This window comes from Pseudomonas stagnisoli (genome assembly GCF_048595745.1).
GTDB classification, from domain to species: domain Bacteria; phylum Pseudomonadota; class Gammaproteobacteria; order Pseudomonadales; family Pseudomonadaceae; genus Aquipseudomonas; species Aquipseudomonas alcaligenes_A.
In genome coordinates, this window is record NZ_CP184361.1 from 3,668,813 (window position 1) to 3,695,174 (window position 26,362).

General features: G+C 66.7%; 22 protein-coding genes. 8 read left to right on the top strand and 14 right to left on the bottom strand.

Going from position 1 to position 26,362, the window contains the following annotated elements:
- Nucleotides 1-7: 7 nt before the first annotated feature.
- The 5 genes from rng to mreB form a co-directional block, all read right to left on the bottom strand.
- Nucleotides 8-1,465, bottom strand: a complete 1,458-nt coding sequence (rng, locus tag ACOAPY_RS17705) for a ribonuclease G (RefSeq protein WP_021701296.1) — start codon at nt 1,463-1,465, stop codon at nt 8-10.
- 63 nt (nt 1,466-1,528) lie between these two features.
- A complete protein-coding gene (locus ACOAPY_RS17710) occupies nt 1,529-2,113 on the bottom strand; it encodes a Maf family protein (protein ID WP_465154178.1) in 585 nt (194 codons plus the stop codon).
- 39 nt (nt 2,114-2,152) lie between these two features.
- Nucleotides 2,153-2,662, bottom strand: coding sequence for a rod shape-determining protein MreD (mreD, locus tag ACOAPY_RS17715; protein WP_465154179.1), 510 nt, complete (start codon nt 2,660-2,662; stop codon nt 2,153-2,155).
- The gene (mreC, locus tag ACOAPY_RS17720) at nt 2,662-3,594 is read right to left on the bottom strand and encodes a rod shape-determining protein MreC (RefSeq protein ID WP_465154180.1); all 933 of its coding nucleotides are present in this window, start codon (nt 3,592-3,594) and stop codon (nt 2,662-2,664) included. Before mreC ends, mreD begins: the two co-directional genes overlap by 1 nt.
- A 127-nt stretch (nt 3,595-3,721) precedes the next feature.
- On the bottom strand, nt 3,722-4,759 hold the full coding sequence (gene mreB / locus ACOAPY_RS17725) for a rod shape-determining protein MreB (protein WP_021701292.1): 1,038 nt from the start codon (nt 4,757-4,759) through the stop codon (nt 3,722-3,724).
- 197 nt (nt 4,760-4,956) lie between these two features.
- On the opposite strand from mreB, the gene gatC reads away from it, so the two are divergent.
- From gatC to ACOAPY_RS17755, 6 genes are all read left to right on the top strand, one after another.
- Complete coding sequence (gene gatC / locus ACOAPY_RS17730) at nt 4,957-5,244, top strand: Asp-tRNA(Asn)/Glu-tRNA(Gln) amidotransferase subunit GatC (protein WP_021701291.1); 288 nt, start codon at nt 4,957-4,959, stop codon at nt 5,242-5,244.
- A gap of 16 nt (nt 5,245-5,260) precedes the next feature.
- Complete coding sequence (gatA, locus tag ACOAPY_RS17735; protein WP_465154181.1) at nt 5,261-6,712, top strand: Asp-tRNA(Asn)/Glu-tRNA(Gln) amidotransferase subunit GatA; 1,452 nt, start codon at nt 5,261-5,263, stop codon at nt 6,710-6,712.
- A 123-nt stretch (nt 6,713-6,835) separates the two neighbouring features.
- A complete protein-coding gene (gene gatB, locus ACOAPY_RS17740; protein WP_465154182.1) occupies nt 6,836-8,281 on the top strand; it encodes an Asp-tRNA(Asn)/Glu-tRNA(Gln) amidotransferase subunit GatB in 1,446 nt (481 codons plus the stop codon).
- Between the two features lie 47 nt (nt 8,282-8,328).
- Complete coding sequence (locus ACOAPY_RS17745) at nt 8,329-8,781, top strand: septal ring lytic transglycosylase RlpA family protein (protein WP_465154183.1); 453 nt, start codon at nt 8,329-8,331, stop codon at nt 8,779-8,781.
- A gap of 79 nt (nt 8,782-8,860) precedes the next feature.
- Entirely contained in the window at nt 8,861-9,946 is a 1,086-nt protein-coding gene (locus tag ACOAPY_RS17750; protein ID WP_465154184.1) for a calcium/sodium antiporter, read from the top strand.
- A gap of 16 nt (nt 9,947-9,962) precedes the next feature.
- Nucleotides 9,963-10,346, top strand: coding sequence for a carboxymuconolactone decarboxylase family protein (locus tag ACOAPY_RS17755; RefSeq protein ID WP_465154185.1), 384 nt, complete (start codon nt 9,963-9,965; stop codon nt 10,344-10,346).
- A 69-nt stretch (nt 10,347-10,415) separates the two neighbouring features.
- On the opposite strand, the gene ACOAPY_RS17760 is transcribed toward ACOAPY_RS17755, so the two are convergent.
- The 9 genes from ACOAPY_RS17760 to ACOAPY_RS17800 form a co-directional block, all read right to left on the bottom strand.
- On the bottom strand, nt 10,416-11,204 hold the full coding sequence (locus ACOAPY_RS17760; protein WP_465154186.1) for a YfaP family protein: 789 nt from the start codon (nt 11,202-11,204) through the stop codon (nt 10,416-10,418).
- Nucleotides 11,201-12,850 carry a DUF2300 domain-containing protein gene (locus ACOAPY_RS17765; protein ID WP_465154187.1) on the bottom strand — a complete coding sequence of 550 codons (1,650 nt, stop codon included), beginning with the start codon at nt 12,848-12,850 and terminating at the stop codon, nt 11,201-11,203. The genes ACOAPY_RS17760 and ACOAPY_RS17765 overlap by 4 nt, the downstream gene beginning before the upstream one ends.
- 2 nt (nt 12,851-12,852) lie before the next feature.
- Nucleotides 12,853-17,409, bottom strand: coding sequence for an alpha-2-macroglobulin family protein (locus tag ACOAPY_RS17770; protein WP_465154188.1), 4,557 nt, complete (start codon nt 17,407-17,409; stop codon nt 12,853-12,855).
- Nucleotides 17,410-17,417: 8 nt separating this feature from the next.
- Nucleotides 17,418-18,059 (bottom strand): DUF1175 domain-containing protein, encoded by a 642-nt coding sequence (locus tag ACOAPY_RS17775; RefSeq protein ID WP_465154189.1) that lies wholly within the window; start codon nt 18,057-18,059, stop codon nt 17,418-17,420.
- Nucleotides 18,044-19,825 carry a DUF2138 domain-containing protein gene (locus ACOAPY_RS17780; protein ID WP_465154190.1) on the bottom strand — a complete coding sequence of 594 codons (1,782 nt, stop codon included), beginning with the start codon at nt 19,823-19,825 and terminating at the stop codon, nt 18,044-18,046. Before ACOAPY_RS17780 ends, ACOAPY_RS17775 begins: the two co-directional genes overlap by 16 nt.
- 23 nt (nt 19,826-19,848) lie before the next feature.
- Complete coding sequence (locus ACOAPY_RS17785) at nt 19,849-20,634, bottom strand: YfaP family protein (protein WP_076583988.1); 786 nt, start codon at nt 20,632-20,634, stop codon at nt 19,849-19,851.
- A gap of 100 nt (nt 20,635-20,734) precedes the next feature.
- The gene (locus tag ACOAPY_RS17790) at nt 20,735-21,676 is read right to left on the bottom strand and encodes an AEC family transporter (protein WP_465154191.1); all 942 of its coding nucleotides are present in this window, start codon (nt 21,674-21,676) and stop codon (nt 20,735-20,737) included.
- A 121-nt stretch (nt 21,677-21,797) separates the two neighbouring features.
- The gene (locus ACOAPY_RS17795; protein ID WP_021701275.1) at nt 21,798-22,358 is read right to left on the bottom strand and encodes a response regulator transcription factor; all 561 of its coding nucleotides are present in this window, start codon (nt 22,356-22,358) and stop codon (nt 21,798-21,800) included.
- A complete protein-coding gene (locus ACOAPY_RS17800) occupies nt 22,351-23,610 on the bottom strand; it encodes an ATP-binding protein (RefSeq protein ID WP_143479635.1) in 1,260 nt (419 codons plus the stop codon). The genes ACOAPY_RS17795 and ACOAPY_RS17800 overlap by 8 nt, the downstream gene beginning before the upstream one ends.
- Nucleotides 23,611-23,788: 178 nt before the next feature.
- On the opposite strand from ACOAPY_RS17800, the gene ACOAPY_RS17805 reads away from it, so the two are divergent.
- Entirely contained in the window at nt 23,789-24,502 is a 714-nt protein-coding gene (locus ACOAPY_RS17805; protein ID WP_465154192.1) for an SIMPL domain-containing protein, read from the top strand.
- Nucleotides 24,503-24,713: 211 nt separating this feature from the next.
- The gene (locus ACOAPY_RS17810) at nt 24,714-26,315 is read left to right on the top strand and encodes an ABC transporter substrate-binding protein (RefSeq protein ID WP_465154193.1); all 1,602 of its coding nucleotides are present in this window, start codon (nt 24,714-24,716) and stop codon (nt 26,313-26,315) included.
- Nucleotides 26,316-26,362 lie beyond the last annotated feature (47 nt).

Genomic DNA, 26,362 nt, shown 5'->3' on the forward strand with positions numbered 1-26,362 from the left:
CAGCGCCTCAGAGCAGCACGACATCGTACTGCTCCTGGGAATACATGCTCTCCACCTGAAACTTGATGGTGCGACCGATGAAGGCCTCCAGATCGGCGACGTTGCCTGACTCCTCGTCCAGCAGGCGGTCGACCACCTTCTGCTCGGCCAGCACCAGATAGCCCTCGGCCTGGTAAGCGCGGGCCTCGCGGAGAATCTCACGGAAGATTTCGTAGCAGATGGTTTCCGGCGTCTTCAGCTTGCCGCGGCCCTGGCAGGCGCTGCAGGGCTCGCACAGCACCTGTTCGAGGCTCTCGCGGGTGCGCTTGCGGGTCATCTGCACCAGGCCCAGCTCGGTGATGCCGATGATGTTGGTCTTGGCGTGGTCGCGCTCCAGCTGCTTCTCCAGGGTGCGCAGCACCTGGCGCTGGTGTTCTTCATCTTCCATGTCGATGAAGTCGATGATGATGATCCCGCCGATGTTGCGCAGGCGCAGCTGGCGAGCAATGGCGGTGGCTGCCTCGAGGTTGGTCTTGAAGATGGTCTCTTCGAGGGTGCGGTGACCGACGAAGGCGCCGGTGTTGACGTCGATGGTGGTCATCGCCTCGGCCGGGTCGATGATCAGGTAGCCGCCGGACTTGAGCGGCACCTTGCGCTCCAGGGCACGCTGGATCTCGTCTTCGACGCCATACAGGTCGAAGATCGGCCGCTCGCCGGGGTAGTGCTCCAGGCGATCGGCGATTTCCGGCATCAGCTCGTCGACGAACTGGGTGATCTTGCCGAAGGTTTCCCGCGAGTCGATGCGGATCTTCTCGATCTTCGGGTTGACCAGGTCACGCAGGGTGCGCAGCGCCAGGGAAAGGTCTTCGTAGATCACCGTGGGGGTCGATGCGGTCTTCATCTGCGCAGCGATCTGCTCCCACAGGCGACGCAGGTAGCGGATATCGACCAGGATCTCGTCCTTGCCAGCGCCCTCGGCGGCGGTGCGCAGGATGAAACCGCCGACCTCCTCGATGCCCTCGGCAGCCACGCAATCGGCCACAACCTGCTTGAGACGCTCGCGCTCGGCCTCGTCCTCGATCTTCAGGGAAATGCCGACATGCGCGGTACGCGGCATGTAGACCAGGTAGCGCGAAGGGATCGAGAGGTGAGTGGTCAGGCGTGCACCCTTGGTGCCGATCGGATCCTTGGTCACCTGCACCACCAGGCTCTGCCCCTCGTGGACCAGGGCGCCGATGGACTCAACGGCGCTACCCTCGCGATTGGAGATTTCCGCGGCATGAATGAAAGCCGCGCGCTCCAGGCCGATGTCGACGAAGGCTGCCTGCATGCCGGGCAGCACCCGCACCACCTTGCCCTTGTAGATGTTGCCGACGATGCCGCGCTTCTGCGTGCGCTCGACATGCACCTCCTGCAGCACACCGTTTTCCACCACCGCCACGCGCGACTCCATCGGCGTGATGTTGATCAGGATCTCTTCGCTCATGCGTCCTACTCTGCGCGCTGCGGCTTGGGGCCACCGCCATTCTCATTGTTGTGGGCCGGCAGGTCAGGCCTGCCAGCACGGAATTCCGAACTCCCCCAGCAACTGCGCGGTTTCGCACAGCGGCAGGCCGACCACGGCCGAATAACTGCCTTCGAGCTGGCTGACGAACACCGCCGCCAACCCCTGAATACCATAACTGCCGGCCTTGTCGCAGGGCTCACCAGTCGCCCAGTAGGCCTCGGCCTCGCCCGCACGCAGCGGGCGGAAGCGCACGCGACTGCTCACCACCCGCGACTCGATGCGCTGTGCGCTGGCCAGCGCCACGGCGGTCAGCACCTGATGCTCACGCCCGGACAGCGCGGCCAGCGTGGCCAAACACTCGGCCTGATCGGCCGGTTTGCCCAGAATGCGACCATCGAGCACCACGGCGGTATCGGCGCCCAGCACCACAGCGCCGGCCGGGTCGTTGAGCGCGGCCAGCCCGGCCAGCGCCTTTTCCCTCGCCAGGCGCTCTACATAGCGCTCGGCAGGCTCGCCGGGCAATGCCGTTTCATCGATGGAAGCGATTAGCGTGACGAAGGGCACACCGATCTGCGCCAGCAGCTCGCGCCGGCGGGGGGAACCCGAGGCCAGATGAAGCGAGGCCATGCAGACATCTCCTGGTCTGGAGTGGGGAGGTGGGGCGCCTCAGTAAACTCCGAAGCGCCGTTGCAGCCCCCGCAGAATGGCGAACACCCAGGGCCAGAGCAAGGCGCTGATCAGCGCCGGCAGGACGAACGCCAGGGTCGGGGGACGGTTGCCGGTGAGCGCGTTGAGCCACAGCTGCACCAGCTGGGCGATGCCGAACACCACCAGCAGTACCAGGCTCTGCTGCCAGGTGGGGAACATCTGCAGGCGCCGCTGCAACGACAGCACCAGGAAGACGATCAGGGTAAGCATCAGGGCATTCTGCCCCAGCAACGTGCCATTGAGCACGTCCACCACCAGCCCCAGGCACCAGGCAGTGAGCATGCCCACCCGCTGCGGCAGGACCAGCACCCAGTAGGACAGGAACAGGGCCAGCCACAGCGGCCGACCCAGCTCGAGGAAACGCAGTTGCGGATGCTCGCTGAACGGGATAGGCGCCACGCTGAACAGCAGCGCCAGCAGCAGACTGGCCCAGAGCAGCCAGGAATTGCGCGATTTGACCCGGACCATCACTGACTCCCTGCAGCGGCTGGAGCCGCCGGAGCGGCCGGTGTTGCTGGCGCTGGCACGGCTGCGGGCGACGCCGGTGGTTGCCCGGTGGCGGCTTCGGCTTTGCGGTCGGCGGCTTCCTGGGCCTCGGCGGCCTCGGTGGCGCGCTCTTCCGCCGTGCGGCCGTCGGTAAACACCAGCAGCATGTAGCGGCTGCGATTGAGCGCCGCAGTGGGCACGGCGCGAACGATGGCGAACGGCTGACCGGAATCGTGTATCACTTCATTGACCGTAGCCACCGGATAGCCGGCCGGGAAGCGTTGCCCCATCCCGGAGCTGACCAGCAGATCGCCTTCCTTGATGTCTGCGGTGTCGGCCACATGGCGCAGCTCCAGGCGCTCAGGATTACCGGTGCCAGCGGCGATGGCGCGCAGGCCATTGCGATTCACTTGCACCGGGATACTGTGGTTGGTATCGGTGAGCAGCAACACCCGGGCGGTATAGGGCATCACCTCGACCACCTGGCCCATCAGGCCGCGGGCATCGAGCACCGGCTGACCGAGGAAGACGCCGTCCTTTTCGCCCTTGTCGATCAGGATGCGGTGTGTGAAGGGATTGGGGTCGACACCGATCAGCTCGGTGACCAGTACCTTTTCCTCCACCAGCGCGGCGGAATTGAGCAGCTCGCGCAGGCGCACATTCTGCTCGGTGAGGGTGGCCAGCTTCTGCAGGCGCCCCTGCATCAGCAGCGCTTCGGCCTTGAGTTTCTCGTTCTCCGCCACCAGCTCGCTGCGGCTGGCTATCTGCTGGGTCGCCTCCTCCCACAGCGTCATCGGCAGGCGAGCCACGCGGTAGGTCGGTTCGACGATCAGGCCGAGCTGCGAGCGCAGCGGCTGCAGCACCTCGAAGCGCGCATCCACCACCATCAGCACGGCCGACAGCACGACCAGCACCAGCAGTCGTACGCCCAGCGACGGTCCCTTGGCGAATAACGGTTTGATGACGGCTACCCTCGACTGACGGCTAGAAAACACAAAGCCGGAAGGACCAGCTTCCGGCTTCGGGTCACCCCTAAGGGGATCACTCGGTGGACAGCAGGTCCATGGAGTGACGGTCCATCATTTCCAGGGCACGACCACCGCCGCGCGCCACGCAGGTCAGCGGGTCCTCGGCAACGATCACCGGCAGGCCGGTTTCCTGGGCCAGCAACTTGTCCAGGTCGCGCAGCAGCGCACCACCACCGGTCAGCACCAGGCCGCGCTCGGCGATGTCGGACGCCAGCTCCGGCGGCGACTGCTCCAGCGCGCTCTTGACCGCCTGCACGATAGTGGCCAGGGATTCCTGCAGCGCTTCCAGCACTTCATTGGAATTCAGGGTGAAGCTGCGCGGCACGCCCTCGGCCAGGTTACGGCCACGCACGTCGACTTCGCGCACATCACCGCCGGCGTAGGCGGTGCCAATTTCCTGCTTGATCCTCTCGGCGGTGGATTCGCCGATCAGCGAGCCGTAGTTGCGGCGCACGTAGGTGATGATGGCTTCGTCGAAGCGGTCGCCGCCGACGCGCACGGATTCGGCGTAGACCACGCCGTTCAGCGAGATCAGGGCGATTTCGGTGGTACCGCCGCCGATGTCGACAACCATGGAACCACGGGCCTCTTCGACCGGCAGGCCGGCACCGATGGCGGCCGCCATCGGCTCTTCGATCAGAAACACTTCACGGGCACCGGCGCCCAGAGCGGATTCACGAATGGCGCGACGCTCGACCTGGGTGGATTTGCACGGCACGCAGATCAGCACGCGCGGCGACGGCTGCAGGAAGCTGTTCTCGTGCACCTTGTTGATGAAGTACTGCAGCATCTTCTCGCAGACGCTGAAGTCGGCGATCACGCCGTCCTTCATCGGACGAATGGCGGAAATGTTGCCCGGGGTACGGCCGAGCATGCGCTTGGCCTCGGTGCCGACGGCAACCACGGATTTCTGGTTGCCACTGCTACGAATGGCGACCACAGACGGCTCGTTGAGGACGATGCCACGCTCGCGGACATAGATCAGGGTATTGGCGGTGCCCAGGTCGATCGACAGATCGCTGGAAAACATGCCACGCAGTTTCTTGAACATGAGGAAGAAGCCCTAGACAGAGCGCGATGAAAACGCTGGGTAAAAAAGTGCGGCAAACTCTATCAACGAGCCGCCCTTTGGGCAAGGCGCCAGATATGCTAAATTGCCTGCTTTTCCGGGCCCGATGGCCCACAATTCGCGGCCTTTGACCGCCCCGCGCGGCATCCGTTCCCCGCCCGTTTTTCTGGAGACTCACGATGGCGCTCGAACGCTCCGACGTGGAAAAAATCGCCCATCTGGCCCGCCTGGGCCTGACCGAGAGCGAAATTCCGCAAACCACCGCCACCCTCAACAACATCCTCGGCCTGATCGACGCCATGCAGGCCGTCGACACCACCGGCATCGAGCCCCTGGCCCATCCGCTGGAAGCCACCCAGCGCCTGCGCGCCGACACCGTGACCGAGCAGAACCAGCGCGACGCCTACCAGGCCGTCGCCCCGGCCGTGGAAAACGGCCTGTTCCTCGTGCCGAAAGTCATCGAATAAAAGGAAAGGGTTCCCCATGCATCAACTGACCCTGGCCGAGATCGCCCGCGGCCTGAAGGACAAGACCTTCTCCTCCGCCGAGCTGACCGACGCCCTGCTGGCGCGCATCGCCCAGCTCGACCCGCAACTGAACAGCTTCATCACCGTGACCGCCGATCTGGCGCGGGAACAGGCCAAGGCCGCCGACGCCCGCCGTGCCGGTGGCGAAGAGAGCGCCCTGCTCGGCGCGCCGATCGCCCACAAGGACCTGTTCTGCACCCAGAACGTGCTGACCAGCTGCGGCTCGAAGATCCTCACCGGCTTCAAGGCGCCCTACAACGCCACCGTGGTCGAGAAGCTGGCTGCCGCCGGCACGGTCACCCTGGGCAAGCTGAACATGGACGAATTCGCCATGGGTTCGGCCAACGAATCCAGCCACTACGGCCCGGTGAAGAACCCCTGGGACCTGACCCGCGTACCGGGCGGATCGAGCGGTGGTTCGGCCGCCGCCGTGGCCGCGCGCCTGCTGCCGGCCGCCACCGGTACCGACACCGGCGGTTCGATCCGCCAGCCAGCCGCGCTGACCAACCTCACCGGCATCAAGCCGACCTATGGACGGGTATCCCGCTGGGGCATGATCGCCTACGCCTCCAGCCTCGATCAGGGCGGCCCGCTGGCCCGCACCGCCGAGGACTGCGCCCTGCTGCTGGGCGCCATGGCCGGCTTCGATCCGAAGGACTCGACCAGCGTCGACCAGCCGATCGATGACTACCTGGCCGCATTGAGCCAGCCGCTGGCCGGCCTGCGCATCGGCCTGCCGCGCGAATACTTCGGCGCCGGCCTCGACGCGCGTATCGGCGAGAAGGTCATGTCCGTGGTCGAGGAGCTGACGAAGCTTGGCGCCACCGTCAAGGACATCTCGCTGCCGAACATGCAGCATGCGATTCCCGCCTACTACGTGATCGCCCCGGCGGAAGCCAGCTCCAACCTGTCGCGCTTCGACGGCGTACGCTTCGGCTACCGCTGCGAGAACCCGGTCAACCTCGAAGACCTGTACAAGCGTTCGCGCGGCGAAGGCTTCGGCGCGGAAGTGAAGCGGCGCATCATGGTCGGCACCTACGCCCTGTCCGCCGGTTACTACGACGCCTACTACATCAAGGCCCAGCAGATCCGCCGGCTGATCAAGAAAGACTTCGTCAGCGCCTTCGCGGAAGTCGACGTGATCCTCGGCCCGACCACGCCGAACCCGGCCTGGAAGCTCGGCGAGAAGAGCGCCGACCCGGTCTCGGCCTACCTGGAAGACATCTACACCATCACCGCCAACCTCGCCGGCATCCCGGGCCTGTCCATGCCCGCCGGCTTCGTCGACGGCCTGCCGGTCGGCGTGCAGCTGCTCGGCAACTACTTCCAGGAAGCCCGCCTGCTCAACGTCGCGCATCAGTACCAGCAGGTGACTGACTGGCACAAACAGGCACCTGCCGGATTCTAAGACATACCCTCCCCTCTCCCATTCATGGGAAAGGGGCCAGGGGAGGGGGCGCGCATCTCTCCCCAACCCTCTCCCGCCAGCGAGAGAGGGGGCAGCCCGCAACAGATTTGAGGGACATTCAAGATGCAATGGGAAACCGTGATCGGGCTTGAGATCCACGCTCAGCTCAGCACCCAATCGAAGATCTTCTCCGGCAGCGCCACCACCTTCGGCGCCGAGCCCAACACCCAGGCCAGCCTGATCGACCTGGGCATGCCCGGCACCCTCCCGGTGCTGAATGCCGAGGCCGTGCGCATGGCCTGCAAGTTTGGCCTGGCGATCGACGCGCACATCGCGCCGCAGAACGTCTTCGCACGCAAGAACTACTTCTACCCGGACCTGCCCAAGGGCTACCAGACCAGCCAGATGGATCATCCCATCGTCGGTAAAGGGCACCTGGACATCACCCTGGAAGACGGCACCGTCAAACGCATCGGCATTACCCGCGCGCACCTGGAAGAAGACGCCGGCAAGAGCCTGCACGAAGACTTCCACGGCATGAGCGGCATCGACCTCAACCGCGCCGGCACGCCGCTGCTGGAAATCGTCTCCGAGCCGGATATCCGCTCGGCCAAGGAAGCGGTGGCCTACGTGAAGGCCATCCACGCCCTGGTGCGTTATCTGGGCATCTGCGACGGCAACATGGCCGAAGGCTCGCTGCGCTGCGACTGCAACGTCTCCGTGCGCCCGAAAGGCCAGGAAGCCTTCGGCACCCGCGCCGAGATCAAGAATGTCAACTCCTTCCGCTTCATCGAGAAGGCGATCAACCACGAGATTCAGCGCCAGATCGAGCTGATCGAGGACGGCGGCAAGGTGGTGCAGGAGACCCGCCTGTACGACCCGAACAAGGACGAGACCCGCTCCATGCGTGGCAAGGAAGAAGCCAACGACTACCGTTACTTCCCCTGCCCCGACCTGCTGCCGGTGGTGATCGAGCAGAGCTTCCTCGACGAGGTGCGCGCCGCCCTGCCGGAGCTGCCGAACCAGAAGCGCGAGCGCTTCCAGAGCCAGTACGGGCTGTCGGCCTACGACGCCAGCGTGCTGTCCGCCAGCCGCGAGATGGCCGAGTATTTCGAGCAGGTGGCCAAGGTCTGCGGCGATGCCAAGCTGGCCGCCAACTGGGTGATGGGCGAGCTGTCCAGCCTGCTGAACAAGGACAACCTGGAGATCGAGCAGTCGCCGGTCTCTGCACAGCACCTGGGCGAGATGATCCTGCGCCTGAAGGATGGCACCATCAACGGCAAGGCCGCGAAGACCGTATTCGCCGCCATGGCCGAAGGTGAGGGCACGCCGGACGAGATCATCAAGGCCAAGGATCTGGTGCAGAACACCGACAGCGGCGCCGTCGAGAAGCTGCTCGATGAAGTACTCGCCGCCAATGCCGAGCAGGTCGAGCAATACCGCGCCGCCGACGAGGCCAAGCGCGGCAAGATGTTCGGCTTCTTCGTCGGCCAGGCGATGAAGGCCGCCAAGGGCAAGGCCAACCCCGGTCAGGTCAACGAGCTGCTGAAGAAGAAGCTCGAAAACTAAGAGCGCAACGCCGGGGCAACCCGGCGTTCCTTTCTCCGGGAGCCGCCATGCACAAGATCGCGACTTTCATCCTGCCGCTCGTGTTGCTGGCCGGCTGCGCCAGCAAGCCACTTGAGCGCCAGCTCGAGACGCCCGCCCCGGCGCCACAGCCTGCACCAGTGGCCAAGGCACCGACACCCCCCGCCAAGCCCCGCCCCGAGCCCAGCTACCAGGCCCAGGGCAAGGCCTCCTACTATGCTTCGCGCCACCATGGCCGGCGCACCGCCAGCGGCGAGCGCCTGAACAACAATGCGCTCACCGCTGCGCACCGCGAACTGCCATTCGGCACCCAGGTAAGAGTCACCAACCTGAGCAACGAGCGTTCAGTGGTGGTGCGTATCACCGACCGCGGCCCGCACGGTCGTGGCCGCCTGATCGACCTGTCGCAGGCGGCTGCCCGCCAGCTGGACATGCTGCGCGCCGGCGTCGCAACCGTACGCGTGGAAAGCCTGGACGACTGAAGCAAGGCGCCACACTCAGGGGCTGCACGCAAGACCCGCAGTTGGCTATGCTCTGACGATTTTGCGCAAGGAGCTCGACATGACCCTGATGACGTTCGTCTATCTGATCGCCGGCCTGGTGCTGCTGGTGGCTGGTGCCGAGGTACTGGTACGCGGCGCCGCCCGGCTGGCCGCCCAGTTCGGCATCCCGCCGCTGATCATCGGCCTTACCGTGGTGGCCTTCGGCACCAGCGCGCCGGAAACCGCGGTGAGTGTGCAGGCTGCCCTCGACGGCAGCGGCGACCTGGCCATCGGCAACGTGGTCGGCAGCAACATTGCCAATGTCCTGTTCATTCTCGGCCTCACGGCGCTGATCGCCCCCCTGCTGGTATCGCGCCAGCTGATCCGCCTCGACGTCCCGATCATGATCGGCGCCAGCCTGGTGACCTGGGCCCTGGCCTGGGACGGCAGCCTGAGCCGCCTGGACGGTGCACTGTTGTTCGCTGGCATACTGGCCTACACCGCCTTCCTCATCATCAACAGCCGCCGCGAGAAGAAGAACGAGGCCGGTGACGAGTTCGAGGATGAGTACGGCCTGCATGAGACGCCCAAACCTTACGCCTGGGCCATCAACGCGGCCCTGGTGGTAGTCGGCCTGGCCCTGCTGGTCGGCGGCGCCAACCTGCTGGTGGAGGGCGCTGTGCAACTGGCCCGCGCCCTGGGCATGACGGAGCTGGTGATCGGCCTGACCGTGGTCGCCGTGGGCACCTCGCTACCGGAACTGGCCACCTCGGTCATGGCCGCCATCAAGGGCGAGCGCGATATCGCCGTGGGCAATATCGTCGGCAGCAATATCTTCAACCTGCTCTGCGTGCTGGGCCTGGCGGCACTGCTTTCGCCCAGCGCCATCCCGGTTGCAGCCAATGCCCTGGCCTTCGATTTCCCGGTGATGATCGCGGTGGCCATCGCCTGCCTGCCGATCTTCTTCAACGGTTACTCGATCAACCGTTGGGAAGGCGCGCTGTTCATCGGCTATTACGCGCTCTACACCACCTACCTGATCTTCAACAGCAGCGGCGCGCCCTGGCTCGGTGCCTTCCAGCACGCCATGCTGACCTTCGTGCTGCCGCTGACAGCCATCACGCTGGCGGTGATCGGCGCCCGCGCCTGGCACCGCCAACGCTGATCTTCGGAGTAAGGCGATGAGTGACAACCGTAAACAGGGCGAACAGGTGCGCCGCGAGGTGATGGGCGATGCCTTCGTCGACCGCGCCCTGGGCAGCGCAACCGACTTCACCCAGCCGCTACAGGACTTCGTCAACGAACACGCCTGGGGCGGGGTCTGGACCCGCGGCGTGCTGGAACGCAAGACCCGCAGCCTGATCACCCTGGCCGCGCTGACCGCGCTGAAATGCCCGCAGGAACTGAAAGGCCATGTGCGCGGCGCCCTGAATAATGGCTGCACGGTGGAGGAAATCCGCGAAGCCCTGCTGCATTGCGCTGTCTACGCCGGCGTGCCGGCGGCCATCGACGCCTTCCGCGCGGCGCAGGAAGTGATCGATGCCTGGCAGGCGCCTGAGGCCTGAGCCGTAGGACGGGTGCAACCCGCGTGCAATGCACCCTGGGTAACGCGGGTTGCACCCGTCCTACATCGCTCAGGGATAACTGAAGCGCTTTACCAGGGTCAGCTCGCCCGGTGCACGCATGGGGATGAGGAAGGACTCCTGCTTCTCGTTGGAGCTGCCCTCGCCGCTGATCAGCGTCACCTGGGCCGTGGTCAGGTCCTGCGCCATGTTGCCCTCGGAGCTCTGCCCGCCGCCGTAGTAATTGACGTAGACCAGGTACTCGCCCTTTAGCGGGGTTGGCGAGGCGATCATTTCCGGGCCGAAGCCACCGGTCACATCCACGTCCAGCGCCGCGCCGTTGGCCAGCGCGCGCTCGCCATACCAGACATGGCCGCCGTCGGGCGTCACCAGGTGCAGGTCGAGGTCGGTGTTGTCGCTGTCCCAGGACAGCACCACGCGTAGCTTGGCCGGCGTCTCGCCGCTGCCGTTGTTGTAGAACTGCACGCGGCGTACCTGCTGGCCATCCGGGCTGCGCACCTCGACGTTGTTGCTGCCGGCCGGGAACACGAAGGGCCGGTCGAAACCACCGCCCTCCTGCACCTTGAGCGGCATGCTCAGGCCGTTCACCACCAGGCGCGCCGGCGCACCACTGGGCGCCTTGTCGGTGGCGCTGATCTGCCCGCGGATGCGCGCGCTGTCGCCCTGATCCGGCGCGCTGTTGACCGCCGAAGCCGGGTAGTTGACCTCCTGCATAAAGTGCGCGCCCTCGTCCGAGCCAGTTCGCCAGCCGGCGCGCGGAGTGTCCAGCGTGATGTCGGCAAACGCGCCGAGTGGCATGGCGCAGGCCAGGAAGGCGACCGAGTAGAAACGATGAGTCATGGCTGAGCTTCCAGCAGCAGATGGCGGGCAAGGCCCTCGATATAGGTTTCATCCTGGCCATTTGGATGAGCGTCGAAGGCCAGGTGCAGGTATTCGTGAGCCAGGTCGAGGCGGTCCTGCAACGACTGCAGGCCGCGCACGTAGATGCGTCGGCGCTCGCGGTCGACATGCGGGTTGCCGCTGTACAGGCGACACACGGCGAATTCGGCGGTCTCGGCATAGCCCGGCTCGCGATCCAGCAGCTCACGCCAGCTGCGGCGCTGCTTGTGCAGCCAGTCCTCGGCGGCGGGTAGCGGCTGGCAGGCGGCCACCGGCCGGTCCCAACGGCTCAGGCTGGCACGCGGAAAGGCGCGAGCGAGAATGGCGTCGTAGCGCAGGCCGGCCTGCGCCTGCTCGATAGCCTGGCTCCAGGCCAGGCGATCCACGCCGGGCTGGTCGGCGTGATAGGTGACAGGGCTGCCGGCCAGTACCAGGTCGGCGGTCCAGGCGGCTATCTCGCGCGCGGCGGCGCTGGCCGGGCGCGGCGCCACGCGCTGCTGGGCGCTGCTGTCGCGGATCGCCAGGCACTCGCTACGGCGCTCGCCGTTCTGTAGCAGGTAACTGCGGATGCTCACAGCAAGGGCCTTGGCCGCCTCGGCCGGCTGCGCCGTTGCCTCGCGATCCAGTACCCGCGCCACGTATTCCTCGCGGCTCAGGCGGGCCACCAGCCGAGGCTGCTCGCCAGCCAGCAGGAACAGCTCGCCCTGGCTCTCGATCTCCAGCGTGTTGCCGTTGGCGAACGCCACCCGGTAATGGCCGCGCAGCGCGCCGGATTGGCTCACCGCTCCGCCATCCGCGCGACTGAGGCCGCGCAGCGGATAGCGATCGAACAGCGCCACCTCGACGCAGCCACCCGGCTCCGCCGGCCAGGGTGCCGGCAGCACCTTGCCGAGTGCTTCGGCATGGCGCTTGAGCACACCCTGACTGGTGCCGGAGCCGCCAGCCCAGAGCGGCGTGCCGTCGACCAGCCAGCCAGCGAAACCGCCCTGGCGTGCCTGGGTATCGCCATCGGCCAGCCAGCTCCAGGTCTTCACCCGCAGGCGGCTGCCGAGCGACCCGAGCAGCGCGCCGTCGGCAGCGCTCACCGGCACGTCGAGCAGTACGCGGCGAGCCTCGGCCTGGGCCGGCAGCGTGGTCAGGCTGTCGAGCAGCTCGCCGATCGCCACCCGGCGTTGCGGCTGCAATTGGTCGAGATCGAGCAGCCAGTCCGGCGCATGCCGCGCCTGCCAGTAGTCGCGCCATTCGCCGGCCTGCAGACCGAGGCGTTGCGGCGCGAAGTACAGGCCACAGGAACGCACCAGCGCCTGGTCACGGTCGATGCGCTCGCCGGCCTTGCAGCAGTAAACCTCCTCGCGATCCTGGCCGGTGCAGGCATAGCCCGGATCGGGCAGGCCGCGGTCGATCTGGTAGGCGTAGACGAACAGCTTCCAAAGGCTGCCCAGCGGCGCCTCGAGGTTCGCCGGCAACGGCTCGCGGGACAACAGCTGCTGCCCGTCCAGGCGCAGCAGCTCGGCGCCCTGTGGCGTGTGCCAGGCCAGCTGCAGCGGCGCCGGCCCGGCGGAGGCCAGCAGCGGCGGCAGGAGCGCCAGCCAGGCGAGCGCGCGCATCCTTACTCGACCTTCAGCTCGGCCAGTGCCGGCTTCTGCTCGAAGGCCTGGGCCTGCGGGTCATACATGCGCGAGTAGCGCGCCGGTGGCAGATGGAACTCGCCCTTCTGCGAGAAACGCACCAGGTGGCGCAGCACCAGCTTGCCCTGCAGGCTGTCCACCGGCACCGCGTAGAGCAGCTGGCCCGGCTCGTGACGGGCCTTCTCCAGCGGCGCCGCCTCTTCCGAATCCAGGCCGCTGACCTGCAGGCCCCAGGTGGTGCGCTCGACATCCGCGCCCGGCGGCAGCGGCACTTCCAGCAGGCCATAGCGGCGCGGCGTCTCGGCCTCGCTCTCCAGGGTAATCTCATCCAGATACAACTGGTCGCCGGAGATCGGGCCGTCTCCCACTTCCTCGGCGCTGAAGCTGAACGCCGCCTCGCCCGGCACCAGGCGCAGCAGGCGGCGGCTGACCTTCACCTCCAGCGGTCCACTCGGCGGCGTGGCGGCACTGTCGTAGCTGAGCGCCGCGACCAGCGGGCTGCCCAGCTCGGCCGGCAGTTCCAGGGCGCTCGGCGGCTGGCTGCCCTGCCATTGCCACCAGGTCTCGCCACTGGCGCCCTCGCGGGCCTGCCAGCCGGCCCCCGGTTGCGGTACGGCAACCAGCGGAGCATCGCCCAGGCGACGCTGCAACCAGGTCAGCGCCAGGGCCCGCTCCAGAGTGGCCTGGGCCGGAGTCAGGCGCTGCAACAACGCGTTGATCTGCAGCGGATCAACCGGACCACGGGACAGGCGCACCGCCTCGGCGAACGGCTGGGTGCTGGCCGCGACGCGCTCACGGGCGGCAGCCAGGCCGACAGCGAAGCGCGGCGGCAGGCCGACCTTTCTGCCGTCCGAGCCGGCGGCCATATCGGCCGCCAGCACGCGGGCCAGATCCAGGCCCAGGCGCGAGTCCGGGTAGGCCATCACCAGGCTGGTCTCGCCACTGTCGTCCAGTACCACCTCCTGGCCTTCATCCGTGTTGGCCAGGTCCTCCAGCAGACCCTTGAGCAGGGTCTCGGTGGGCAACTGCATCTCGCGGGCGAAACCGAGGATCAGCGCACGCTGCAGCAGCGGCACGCTCGGCGCCTGCTGGGCGTAGATATCCAGCACGCGCTGCCAGTGCTCGGGCGGCAGCTCGACGGCCAGGGCACGGCTGGCATGCCAGTCGGCGTAGTAGGCGTAGGCGGTGAGGAAGGCGTCGGGGCTCTCGCCCTCGCCCCACCAGGTGAAAGTCGCTTCCGGGCCGGCCATCTGCACCAGGCGCAGGCGGCTGTTCTGCATGATCAGGCGCAGCCGATCACCGATGCGCGCCTCGCCCTTGGCCAGCGTCGGGTAGGCCAGGCTCAGCGGCAGCAGGCGGCTGGCGGTCTGCTCGACGCAGCCATAGGGGTATTCCAACAGGTCGTCGAGGGCCGAGCGGAACAGCATCTGGCTACTGTCGCCGAGGCGCAGGCGGATGTTGCCGGCATCCGCCGGCAGGCTCAGCGGGTTGCTGCCTGGGTTGAGCGCCATGTTCTGCACATGCAGGCGCTGCCAGCCTTCGCCGGCCACGCGCAGGCCAACGGCCAGGGCGTCGATCGGCTTGCCATCCTGCACCAGCTCGGCAGTCAGCTCGCCGGCGGCCAGGGCGGTAGGCGGCAGAGACAGATAGTTGGCACCACGGGCCAGCTCCACGGTCTGCCGCTGTTCCTGGCCAGCGAAGCGGGTGACCAGCTCGGCCTCGGTCTCCTCCTCGCCCTGGTTGAAGGCAAACAGGCCCAGCTGCGGCTTGTCGCCGTCACGGAACAGGGTCGGCCCGCTCCACTTCAGGTACAGCGGCTTCTCGGAGCGGATGAACTGCTTCTTCTGCCCGACTTCGCCGCCGTCGTTGACCGCGCGCACGGTAATGCGCCAGCGCGTCAGCGAGTCGGGCATGCGGAAGCTGAAGCGCGCCTTGCCGTCGGCATCGGTGATCAGATCCGGCTGCCAGGCGGCGGTGTCGACTTCCTCGCGGCGCGGCCGCTCCAGTACCTTGACCCCGCGCTCGCTGCGGTTGGCCCGCCCCGGTGCGGTGGCGTCGCCCGGCAGGGCCACGTCGTAGCTGATGAACGACAGGCTGGCGCTGGTGCGCACGTTGTTGCGTCGCGGGTGATAGAAGAACTGGTCGATGCCCGGGGCAATCTCCGGCTGCAGGGCGTAGATCATCTCGTCCACCACGCTCACGGTCAGGCGGCTGGCGGCAGGCTGGCCCTTGAACTGAGTGGCCAGGTCGACGGTAACCATCTCGCCCGGCTGGTACAGCTCCTTGTCGGTGCTCACGGCAATCTCGATCTGCGCCTTGGCCACCTTGATCCCGGCGTTCTGGAAGCTGTAGTCGCCGCCCTTGGTGTAGAGCACCGAGAAGGTCAGGTTGGGCGCGAAGTGGTCGTCCACCGGGATGCGCGCGCGGTACTGGGTGTCGTTGAGCTTCTCGAGCTTCAGCCAGTCGCCACCGGCCGACAGCAGCGCGGTGGCCTCGACCTTGTCGCGCTCCAGGGTCAGCAGCGCGTCGCCCACCGGCTCGGGGAAGGTGATCAGCGCCAGAGCCTCGTCGCTTGGCTGGTACTGGTCGCGGTCGAACACCACCTCGACGGTGCCGGCCACCGCCTTGAGCCCACTACCGCTGACCGAGTGGCCGGTGGCGCCGAGGATCAGACCGTGTTCGTCCTTGAGGGTGATGTTGTAGGTGCCGGGGTGCTCGAAGCTCAGGCTGAAGCCCTGGTCGTCCTCACCCAGGCTGGCGCTGTGTTTGCTCTGATCCTCCAGACGCACCCACTCGTAGCTGGCCGGCTTGAGTTCGGTCGGCTGCTCGCTGCGGTAGCTGAACTGCACGGCCTCGCCGGCCGCACTGAAGCGCTGCGGCGCCTCCAGGCGGTAGCGGGCAGCGCCACGTTCGATGAGGATCTCCTTGCTGCTCTTGACCCGGTAGGCCGCACCGTCGCTGGCGAACAGGGTCAGCAGATAACGACTCGGCTTGTCGGCGGCTGGCAGCTCGAAGGCCGCGCGCCCCTTGTCGTCGGTGACCAACTCGCTGCTGCTGAGCTCTACCGGGAACTGGCCGAGGTACTGCAGTTCGTTGTCGATCATCGACAGCTGCTGGGCACGCAGGCTCAGCTGCACACGAGCATTGCGCACCGGCTTGCCGTCCGGGTAGAGCAGCACCAGGTTGCCGTTGACCGGCTCACCGGTGCGGAAGTCCGGCTTGGCCAGGTCGAGGGCGATCTCGAAGTGCGGTTTGATGTAGTCGGCAACACGGAAGGCGCTGCTGTACAGCTGGTCGCGGTAAAGGAAGCGCAGCTCGTACCCGCCGGCCACGGCATTGACCGGCAGCTGGAAGCGACCCTGGGTACCGGCCTGGGTATCCAGGTTGAGGTCGAGGGTCTGCAGGGTGGTGCCGTTGGCGTCGAGCACCGCCAGCTTGATCGGCGCGGCCTCGGCGGCCTTGGAGTCACGCGCGCTGGTGAACTCGCGGCCGACGATCTTCACCTCGACCCAGTCGCCCGGACGGTACAGCGGGCGGTCGGTGAAGGCGTAGAGCTTGGTGTCGTAAATCTCACTGTCGTAGTAGAAGTTTTCCGAGACGAATACGCCGCCCTCGGCGTCTTCACCGAGCAGGTAGGAGCGTTCCGGGCTGGCGTGCTGCAGGCGCAACAGGCCCTGGGCATCGGTACTACCACTGCGCATCACGCCCAGGCCGTCAGTCCACAGCACCTTGGCGCCGGCCACGGCGCTGCCTTCATGCTTGCGCGCGGTCCACACCAGCAGCTCCTGACCGGCGATCTTGCTCACCGCCACGGTGTTGGAGACGAACAGCACGGTGGTGGCGCGGTACTTGCCGACCAGCGCCTCGACCAGGTACAGACCCGGCTTGAGCTTGCCCAACGGGATATAGACGTTGCCCGGGTTGACGGTGACGAAGGAGCTGGACGAGCCGGCCAGCTCCACCCCCTTGGGCGGCTGGATGGCCTTGGCGTCCCACAGCGGATAGCGGAACTGGGCCACCAGCGGCACGCCCTTCATCGGTACGTACTGCGGCTGGGCCTCGAAGGGGGTCGGCGCCTTGATCGCGTCGCCCATCTTCAGTTCCGGCGCTTCCTCGGTCACCTGCACCCGCGACTCGTAGGAGAAGGCCCGCTGCATCACCCGACGCGACTTGCGGTACCAGTTGTCCCACAGGTAGGCCAGGGTGTTGGACAGGCCCTCGCCCTTGTACTGCCCCTCGGCCACCACCCGGTGCAGGTTCTTCTGCCGTTTGAGGAACTCCAGCGGCTGCTCGATGCGGTACACACGCACGTCCACGCCGCCGTAGGGCTCCATCATGTAGCGACGGTAGTCGCGGCCCGGCGCCTCCAGGCGCACCTTGGCCACCTCGTCGCTGGCGAAGCTGCTGTCGGCCAGCAGGAAAAACGACTGCCCCGCCACCGGCGAGTAGCCGCTGGGCTCGACGCTGTCGTCGGCCTGGGCGGCCAGCGGCAGCACGGCAGCCAGCAGGGCCGTGGCGGCGAGACGCAGCAGGTTCATGGGCGCGCTCATCGGCTGAGAAAGTGCAGCCGGTAGACGCCAATGAAGTTGGGGTTGGATGCGTCGGGAATCCATCGGGTGTCCTTCCATGTCATCAGTTGCTGCAGGCTCACGGAGCGCATGCCATTGTCGGTCGGGGTGGTGGTGCCGGTGTGGTAGACGATGTTGCGGCCCATCCAGATCATCAGGTGCTGGTCGTCGCCCTGATCGAAGAAGATCAGGTCGCCGGGGCGCGCCTGGTTGAGGTCGCGGCCCACCAGGGTGCTGTTGAACTGGATCAGCTTGATCGCGTTGACGTAGGGGCCGAGCTGGCCGCCGCCCTGCTGCCACTGCTGGGCCAGGCCGCGCTGGGCCTCGCTCAGTTCCAGCTCCGGCGGCAGGTAGCGATTGCTCAGGCCGTTGGCGCGCAGCCACTTGGCGTCGTGGACCTTGAGCGCCTCGTTGGCGGCGAAGCGCACCAGGCCGGCACAGTCCTGCTGGTGCCAGCGCGGGCTGGGGCCCTGGCGCAGCTGCTCCTGGGCGATGCGCACGAACCAGGCGCGGAACACCTGGGACTGTTGCACGTCCAGCGCGGGCGTATTGGCCCATGCCGGCGCGCCAAGGGCGAGCAGCAGGGCACCGAGCAGCAGGTGTTTCAAAGTGCGCGCCATTCTAGCGGCAGCCATTGCCAGGCTTCGTCAGCGGCCGCGTCGGCCGGCAGGCTCAGCGCGTACTTGCCGTGACCGGACAGCGAACGCAGCTTGGGCAGCAGGTTAGCCTGGGCGGCGTTGCGGAACACCGGCTCGATATCTTCCGGCAGGCTGTCCAGGGTCTCGCGCTCGAGCAATGCGGCCAGGCTGTCCGGGGCCAGGTAGGCTGGCACCAGGGCGTTCTCCGGCAGCACTTCGGCCAGCGGCGGGAAACGCTTGTCGAGGGTCTGGGCGGCCTTGTCGAGCAGACGGTCGTCCAGCGAAAACAGCAGGGTCGAGCCGTGGCGCGCCAGGCCAACGCGGAAGAAGGCGCGCGAGGCCAGGGCGTCCGGCTGCTCGGCCAGGTCTGCCGGGTACTGGCCGAAATTGGAACCCACCTGGCGCTGCCACTTGTGCAGCTCGCCCTGGGCAGTCTCCTCGACCGGGAAGCTGCCGCCCTCGGCGTAGGGTTCCCAGGCGCCGATCAGGCGGTCGAACAGCGCGCCCAGCTCGGCGTCGGTCTGCGTGTCGGGCTTGCCCTTCAGGGTGCCGACCAGCAGTGGCGAGTGCAGGCGCGAGTCCGGGTACCAGCACAGGCCGGCACTGCCACTGAGCTGGGCGGCCAGCTCGGCGGCGGCCTTGGGTTCGGCGCCAACCTTGGTCAGCAGGCGCTCGGGCAGGCCTGGCGCTACCGGCAGCGCCACGCAGGCACTGGCGCCCATGGGCATGGCGCGCCACACCGGGGCGAAGTCGAAGGCGCCCTGCCCCTCCACCTCGTCCAAGGCCAGGAAACTGCCCCAGCCCTTGTCGTTCAGCTCGAAGCGCAGCCCGGCGAAGGCCGGCAGGAAGCGCCGGTAGCCCAGGGCGAGGAAGTCCGCGCCGAGGGTCACGCGCTGCTGCAGGGCGCCGCGCTCCCCCAAGCCGAAGCGCTCGGGGAACGGATGCTGGCCGGCCAGCAGGGCTTCGGCGGCCTCCGCGGAGACCTTGGCCAGGCCCGGCGGTGGCGGCTCGATCGGAATCGGTTGGTTGTTTTCATCCACGGCCACCGGGGCGTCTTCATCGACCTCCGGTTGCGGTGCCGGGCCGAACAGCATGTCGGTACTGGACATCAGCAGCAGCTGGTCGCCATGCGAGGCGAACAGGATGGAGCGGTCGCCGTTGTAGCGCAGGCGATAGAAAGGCACCGCGGCGCCATCGACCATGAACTCGCCGGCCTGGCTCAGCTGGGTATCGTCCAGCGCCACCTTGGCCAGCGGCTCCAGCACCTTGGCCAGGCCACCGCGCTGGATCAGCACCACAAAATGCCGCAGACGGCCACCGGCGTCTCGCCACAGGGCCACTTCGGCCGGCTGGTCGAGCAGTTCGTCGAGCAGGTTGTCGCGCAGCTGCAGGTCATGCTCGTAGATGATGCGGCGCAGGCTGCCGGTCAGGCCGAGGCGGTCGGCGTTGTTCTCGTAGTAGAACACCAGGTCCTCGGTCAGGGTGTCGCGCAGCAGCGGCACCTTGAGTACGTCCCTGGGCAGGCGGCTCAACGAGGCGCTTTCAATGAGCACATCCGGGCGCGTCAGGTCGAGGCCCAGGTAGTTGGCCTCGACCAGCTGGCGCTCGCCCTGCGGCTCGTACTCGAGCCAGGCGAACAGGCCGGCGGCCGTCACCGGCAGGGCCACGGCCAGGCCCAGCAGCAACGGGCGCCAGCGGCGCGGGCCCGGCGTGGCGACGGGCTCGACGGGAGTGGTGTTCTCGCTCATAGGTAAAGACTCCGCAGGAGCGTTCAGTAGTTGAAGGACTTCACCGGCAGCAATTCGCCGATGGTGCGCAGCGGCACGACGAAGGTCTCGCGCCGCTCATTGACGGTGTTCTCGTTGAACACCAGGCTGATCTGCGAGGTGATCACCTCGTTCTGGTTGCTACCGGCCTGGAAGTTGTAGCCCTGGCTGCCCAGGTTGCCCCAGTAGTTGACGTACACCAGGTAGGTGCCCCGCAGCGGCGCGGTCATGGTGAACATCTCCGGGCCGGGACCGTCGACGCTGTCCACGTCGAGGCCGCCGCCGTTGCTCATGACCGGGTCGGCCCAGTAGGCGTGCTGGCCGTCGGGGGTGATCACATGCAGGTCGAGCTCGGCCTTGGGGTCGTCCCAGCCGAGGACGATGCGCACCCGCGCCGGGGTCTTCAGGTGGTTGGCTTCATAGAACTGCACGCGGCGCAGCGGCTTGCCATCGGCGCGCAGTTCGACACTGTTGGAGCCGGCGCCGAAGTTGTAGGGGCGGACGAAGCGACCTTCGGTGTCGGTGTACAGAGGCAGGGGATTGCCGTTGACTGCCAGCACATGCGGCTGGCGCAGGCCCTGGGTACCTTCGAGCTTGCCGGCGATCAGGCTGCGGCCGCGCTGGCCGCCGCGATCGATGGGCGGCGTCGGATAGGCCACGCGGGCGTCGGCCGCGCGCTCGAGCAGGCCGTCGTGGCGCCAGCCTGCCGTGGGGCCTTCCAGACTGGCGGAGGGGTCTGCCCAGGCAAGCGACGCGAACGTCAGACATGCCGACAACAGCAGGGGGCGCATGATTAATCCTTTAAAGGCGCGAAGCGCATAGGCTAGCCGGCGCCAGCGCGCCAGGCAATCGCGCCGCACTGCGGATCGGCAGCGCTTCACATCTCGCCGGTCAGATCCAGCCGCCCCATTGCAGCACGAGCAGGCCGATGTTGGTGGTCACCACCGCCAGCAGGGTGGTGATGACGATGATCGCCGCCGCCAGTTCGTGGTTGCCGCCGGCCGCCTTGGCCATGACGAAGCTGGCCGCAGCAGTCGGGCTGGCAAAGTAGAGGAAGAGAATGGCCAGTTCGGCCTGGCGAAAGCCGCAGAAGTAGGCGCCCGCCGTGCCCAGTATCGGCAGCCAGACGACTTTCATCAGACTGGCTCCAAGGGCCAGGCCGCTGCTGGCACGCAAGGAGGCCAGCGACAGCGTGCCGCCGATGCAGATCAACGCCAGCGGCAGGGTCAGTTGCGCCAGATACTCCCCCGAGGTGGCCAGCCAGACCGGCAGGCGAATCTGCCAGTAGGCGAAAGGAATGGCCGCCAGCACGCCGAGTATCAGCGGGTTGCGCAGAATACCCTTGAGGATGCTCCAGGCGCTGGCGCGGGCGTTGGGGTTGTAGACCTCCAGCACAATCACCGAGAGGGTGTTGTAGCTGAGAATCACCACCCCGCCGAGGATGCCACCCAGTGACAGGCCGTAGTCGCCATAAAGGCTCGTGGCCAGGGCCAGGCCGATGATGCCGTTATTGCCACGAAACGCCCCCTGCACGTAGATGCCGCGGTCCGCGCGCGGCACCCGCAGGATGGCCCAGCCCCAGGCCAGCAGAAAGCCGATGACCGTGGCCAGCAGGAAGTAGCCGAGCAGCGCCGGCTGCAGCGCGGCACTGAGGTCGGCGTGAAGGATCGCGAGGAACAGCATGACCGGCATGCTGACGTTGAACACCAGCGCCGAAGCGGTACCGATGAACTGCGCGTCGATCAGTGCCAGGCGCTTGAGCACCACGCCAAGGAACAGCATGGAGAACACCGGCGCGGTGATGGCGAGTGTCTGCTGGACAACGGCGAGCATGGCAGCCCCGACTACTTGATTAGGCGGCTAATGATAACCGCTGCAGTCGGAGAAAGGCTTTCACCGGGCTTTCAATCGGCGCAGTGCGGGGAGGGCTGCCGCCCTGCGCCTTGCGAGAGGTTCAGCGACGAACCGGGCGTTTCTGCAGCTTGCGTTGCAGGGTGCGCCGGTGCATGCCCAGCGCCCGCGCAGTGGCGGAAATGTTGCCATCATGCTCGGCCAGCACACGCTGGATATGCTCCCACTGCAGGCGGTCCACCGACATCGGGTTTTCCGGCACCAGGGTGGTGAGGTCGGCATGCTCGGAGAGCAGCGCGGTGAGCACGTCGTCGGCGTCGGCCGGCTTGCACAGGTAGTTGGTGGCACCGCGCTTGATGGCTTCCACTGCGGTAGCGATGCTGGAGTAGCCGGTGAGGATCACCACGCGCATCTCGGCATCCAGCTCCAGCAACTTGGGCAGCAGCACCAGGCCGGAATCCCCTTCCATCTTCAGGTCGAGCACGGCGTAGTCGGGCAGGTCCTCCTTGGCCAGGGCCAGGCCTTCGTCCGCCGAATTGGCCACGCTCACGCGCAGGCCGCGACGCTCCATGGCACGCGCCATCACGCGGGTGAAGGTGGCGTCGTCATCCACCAGCAGCAGGTGCGGGTGTTCTTCCTGGTCGTTGAGGTGTTCGTCAGACATGTTGCTCTCCCAGTCTGGGCAGGCGCAGTTCCGTCAGGGTGCCGCCCTCTTCATGGTTGTAGAGTTTCACCGAACCGCCGGCCCGCGTCACGCTGGCCTGGCTGAGGAACAGGCCGAGGCCGAAGCCTTTGCCCTTGGTGGTAAAGAATGGTCGGCCGATCTGCTCAGCAATGGCCAGCGGCACGCCGGCGCCGTGGTCACGGATACTCAGGTTGACCCACTGCTCGTCCCAGTCGAGGCGAATGTCGAGCTTGTCCGGGCAGGCATCGGCGGCGTTGTTCAGCAGGTTGAGCAGCGCCTGGGTCAGGTCGGCCGGCGGCTGCAGACGCGGCACCGCACCGGCACCCAGGCACTGGAAGCGATAGGTGGCTTCGGGGCGCATCAGGTGCCAGCGGTTGAGGGTAGTCTCCAGCCACTGCACGGCGGTCTGCTCGAACACCGCCTGGCGGCGATCCGCCTCGGCGGCGCGCACCAGCTGCTGCAGAGTGTCCTTGCACAGCTGCACCTGCTCCTGCAGCAGGGCCAGGTCATCCTGCAACGCCGGCTTGTCACGGTACTCCTGGCGCAGCTCCTTGAGCAGCACGCTCATGGTCGCCAGTGGCGTGCCCAGCTCATGGGCCGCGCCGGCGGCCTGGGTCGCCACCGCCAGCAGCTGCTGGTCGCGCATGCCTTCCTCGCGACGCAGGGCCTGCAGTTCGTCCTGGCGACGCAGCGCACCGGCCATCTTGGCGGCGAAGAAGGTGATCAGCACCGCCGCCATGGCTACCGAAAGCCACATACCGTAGATCAGCAACAACTCGCGCTGGGCCATCGGAATGTTCAGCGGATGCGGCCAGAACAGCAGCACGCTATAGCCGGCCAGGCCCAGGGCGCACAGCGCCATGGTGTGCAGCCAGGGCAAGGTGGCCGCGGCAATGGTCAGCGGCACCAGGTAATAGGAAACGAAGGGATTGGCCGGCCCGCCCGAGTAGTACAGCAGCACGCTGTGGATCACCAGGTCGCAGGCCAGCTGCACCGTGTACTCCAGCTCGGTGACCGGCCACGGCCCGCGCAGGCGCAGCGCGGTGACCAGGCACAGGCCGAGGGAAACGGCGAGCGTCGCGCACAGCGGCAGCCAGGGCAGCGGCACCATGCCGGACAGATAGGCGATGCCCACCGAGGCGGCCTGGGCGGCCAGCACCAGCAGGCGGATCAGCGTCAGGCGCCAGAGATTCTGCCGGCTGGCGGAGAGCAGTTGGACGGGAGCGTACATGGAGGTCTGTGACATGCGGCGAGTATAACCAGAGGTCCGGGGTGGCCGCCTGCCTGCGGCAACCGGCCGCAGCGCGAAGTGGCCAGCAACGGGCGAAAGAAAATCTGCGAACCTGCATTAACCCGAATAGTCTGACTCCATCGTCAAACCCCAGGACAATCACCCGCAAGGAGTTTCCATGCACGCACTCAATCGTCTCGCCGCCACCTTCGCCCTCGGCCTGGCCACCGTCGCCAGCCTGCCGGCCATGGCCGAGGAGCCGCGCTACAACCAGGTATCACTGCGCGCGGAAGTCAGCCAGGAAGTGGCCCACGACCGCATGTTCGTCACCCTCTACACCGAGGCGCAGAGCGAAGACCCGGCCGCGCTGGCCAGCGATGTGACCAAGACCCTCAACGCCGCCATCGACAGGGCACGCAAGGTACAGGGCGTGAAAGTCAGCCTGGGCAGCCGGCAGAGCTACCCGGTGTACGAGAACGAAGGCAGCAAAATCAGCGCCTGGCGCGAACGCGCCGAGCTGCGCCTGGAAAGCGCCGAGTTCGCCCGCCTGTCGCAGCTGTCCGCCGACCTGCTGGGCGAGCTGAAGATGGCCGAGATGAGCTTCGCCGTGGCCGAGGACACCCGCAAGACCAGCGAGGACAGCCTGATCAAGGAAGCGGTCGAGGCCTTCAAGGCCCGCGCGCAGCTGGCCACCGAGGCGGTCGGCGGCAAGGGCTACAAGCTGGTCAGCCTGAACCTCAACAGCGGTGGCTTCCAGCCGGTGATGCCGATGCGCGCCATGGCCATGGACCGCGGCAGCTTCAGCAAGAGCGAGGCCGCACCGCAGATCGAAGCCGGCACCAGCCGCGTCAGCATGAGCGCCGATGGCGTGATCGAGGTGCAACTGCCCTGATAGAGAGCGCAGCGTCGTCATCACCTGATGGCGCTGCGCCAGCTTTTCCTGACCAGACTTTCAGAATTGCGACAACCCGTTACAACCTGGCCACAGCTTCTACACTCCAAGGCGTTTCGCGCTTGCCCACGGCATGTGCCGTGCATAGTTTCACGCAAGGTGCCCACAAGGCACCCCTCACGATGACAACCACAACAAATATGAGGTCAACATGCGTAAGAACGCCGTCATCCAGGCTTTTCTCGCCGCTGGGCTGATCGCCAGCGCCCCGTTCGCCAGCGCCGCCAGCAACCTGGTGTTCTGCTCTGAAGGCAGCCCCGCCGGTTTCGACCCGGGCCAGTACACCACCGGCACCGACTTCGATGCCGCTGCGGAAACCATGTTCAACCGCCTGACCCAGTTCGAGCGCGGCGGCACCGCCGTGGTGCCGGGCCTGGCCGAGAAGTGGGATGTATCGGCCGACGGCCTGACCTACACCTTTCACCTGCGCAAGGGCGTGAAGTTCCATACCACCGAGTACTTCACACCGAGCCGTGAATTCAACGCCGATGACGTGCTGTTCACCTTCAATCGCATGCTCGACAAGGAGCATCCGTTCCGTAAGGCCTACCCCACCGAATTCCCCTACTTCACCGACATGGGCATGGACGCCAACATCGCCAAGGTGGAGAAGCTCGACGACCACAGCGTCAGGTTCACCCTCAACAGCGTCGACGCCGCCTTTATCCAGAATCTGGCGATGAGCTTCGCCTCGATCCAGTCCGCCGAATACGCCGACCAGCTGCTCAAGGCCGGCAAGGCCGCCGACATCAACCAGAAGCCGATCGGCACCGGCCCGTTCGTGTTCAAGCGCTACCAGAAGGACGCGCAGATCCGCTTCACCGGCAACAAGGACTACTGGCTGCCGGAAGACGTGAAGATCGACAACCTGATCTTCGCCATCAACACCGACGCCTCGGTGCGCATGCAGAAGCTGAAGAAGGGCGAATGCCAGATCACCCTGTTCCCGCGCCCGGCCGACCTCGAATCGCTGAAGCAGGACCCGAACCTCAGCATGCCCTCGCAGCCGGGCTACAACCTCGGCTACATCGCCTACAACGTCACCCACAAGCCGTTCGACCAGCTCGAAGTGCGCCAGGCGCTGGACATGGCGGTGAACAAGCAGGCGATCATCGACGCCGTGTACCAGGGTGCCGGCCAGCTGGCGGTCAACGCCATGCCGCCGACCCAGTGGTCCTATGACGACAGCATCAAGGACCCGGCCTATGACCCCGAGAAGGCCAAGGCCCTGCTCAAGGCCGCCGGCATCAAGGAAGGCACCGAGATCACCCTCTGGGCCATGCCAGTGCAGCGCCCCTACAACCCCAACGCCAAGCTGATGGCCGAGATGCTCCAGGCCGACTGGGCGAAGATCGGTATCAAGGCCAACATCGTCAGCTACGAATGGGGCGAGTACATGAAGCGCGCCAAGGGCGGCGAGCACGACGCCATGCTGATCGGCTGGAGCGGCGACAACGGCGACCCGGACAACTGGCTGGGCACCCTGTACGGCTGCGATGCGGTCGACGGCAACAACTTCTCCAAGTGGTGCTTCGAGGACTACGACAAGCTGGTCAAGGCCGCCAAAGCGACCTCCGACGTGGCCAAGCGCACCGAGCTGTACAAACAGGCCCAGCACGTGCTCAAGGCCCAGGTGCCGATCACCCCGATCGCCCACTCCACCGTGTACCAGCCAATGCGCAAGAACGTGCAGGACTTCAAGATCAGTCCGTTCGCACTCAACTCCTTCTATGGCGTGGGCGTCGGCAAGTAAGCCGTGCACCGGGCGGAACCTGCGGGTTCCGCCCGTTCTCCCATAGA

Coding starts and splice junctions, on each gene's coding strand:
- ACOAPY_RS17765 (WP_465154187.1), bottom strand. CDS start 12,850: ATGCGCGCGCTCGCCTGGCTGGCGCTCCTGCCGCCGCTGCTGGCCTCC.
- ACOAPY_RS17710 (WP_465154178.1), bottom strand. CDS start 2,113: ATGGCCTCGCTTCATCTGGCCTCGGGTTCCCCCCGCCGGCGCGAGCTG.
- ACOAPY_RS17770 (WP_465154188.1), bottom strand. CDS start 17,409: ATGAACCTGCTGCGTCTCGCCGCCACGGCCCTGCTGGCTGCCGTGCTG.
- ACOAPY_RS17800 (WP_143479635.1), bottom strand. CDS start 23,610: ATGTACGCTCCCGTCCAACTGCTCTCCGCCAGCCGGCAGAATCTCTGG.
- gatA (WP_465154181.1), top strand. CDS start 5,261: ATGCATCAACTGACCCTGGCCGAGATCGCCCGCGGCCTGAAGGACAAG.
- gatB (WP_465154182.1), top strand. CDS start 6,836: ATGCAATGGGAAACCGTGATCGGGCTTGAGATCCACGCTCAGCTCAGC.
- ACOAPY_RS17810 (WP_465154193.1), top strand. CDS start 24,714: ATGCGTAAGAACGCCGTCATCCAGGCTTTTCTCGCCGCTGGGCTGATC.
- ACOAPY_RS17785 (WP_076583988.1), bottom strand. CDS start 20,634: ATGCGCCCCCTGCTGTTGTCGGCATGTCTGACGTTCGCGTCGCTTGCC.
- ACOAPY_RS17745 (WP_465154183.1), top strand. CDS start 8,329: ATGCACAAGATCGCGACTTTCATCCTGCCGCTCGTGTTGCTGGCCGGC.
- ACOAPY_RS17805 (WP_465154192.1), top strand. CDS start 23,789: ATGCACGCACTCAATCGTCTCGCCGCCACCTTCGCCCTCGGCCTGGCC.
- ACOAPY_RS17750 (WP_465154184.1), top strand. CDS start 8,861: ATGACCCTGATGACGTTCGTCTATCTGATCGCCGGCCTGGTGCTGCTG.
- gatC (WP_021701291.1), top strand. CDS start 4,957: ATGGCGCTCGAACGCTCCGACGTGGAAAAAATCGCCCATCTGGCCCGC.
- ACOAPY_RS17760 (WP_465154186.1), bottom strand. CDS start 11,204: ATGACTCATCGTTTCTACTCGGTCGCCTTCCTGGCCTGCGCCATGCCA.
- ACOAPY_RS17755 (WP_465154185.1), top strand. CDS start 9,963: ATGAGTGACAACCGTAAACAGGGCGAACAGGTGCGCCGCGAGGTGATG.
- ACOAPY_RS17795 (WP_021701275.1), bottom strand. CDS start 22,358: ATGTCTGACGAACACCTCAACGACCAGGAAGAACACCCGCACCTGCTG.
- ACOAPY_RS17775 (WP_465154189.1), bottom strand. CDS start 18,059: ATGGCGCGCACTTTGAAACACCTGCTGCTCGGTGCCCTGCTGCTCGCC.
- ACOAPY_RS17790 (WP_465154191.1), bottom strand. CDS start 21,676: ATGCTCGCCGTTGTCCAGCAGACACTCGCCATCACCGCGCCGGTGTTC.
- mreB (WP_021701292.1), bottom strand. CDS start 4,759: ATGTTCAAGAAACTGCGTGGCATGTTTTCCAGCGATCTGTCGATCGAC.
- ACOAPY_RS17780 (WP_465154190.1), bottom strand. CDS start 19,825: ATGAGCGAGAACACCACTCCCGTCGAGCCCGTCGCCACGCCGGGCCCG.
- rng (WP_021701296.1), bottom strand. CDS start 1,465: ATGAGCGAAGAGATCCTGATCAACATCACGCCGATGGAGTCGCGCGTG.
- mreD (WP_465154179.1), bottom strand. CDS start 2,662: ATGGTCCGGGTCAAATCGCGCAATTCCTGGCTGCTCTGGGCCAGTCTG.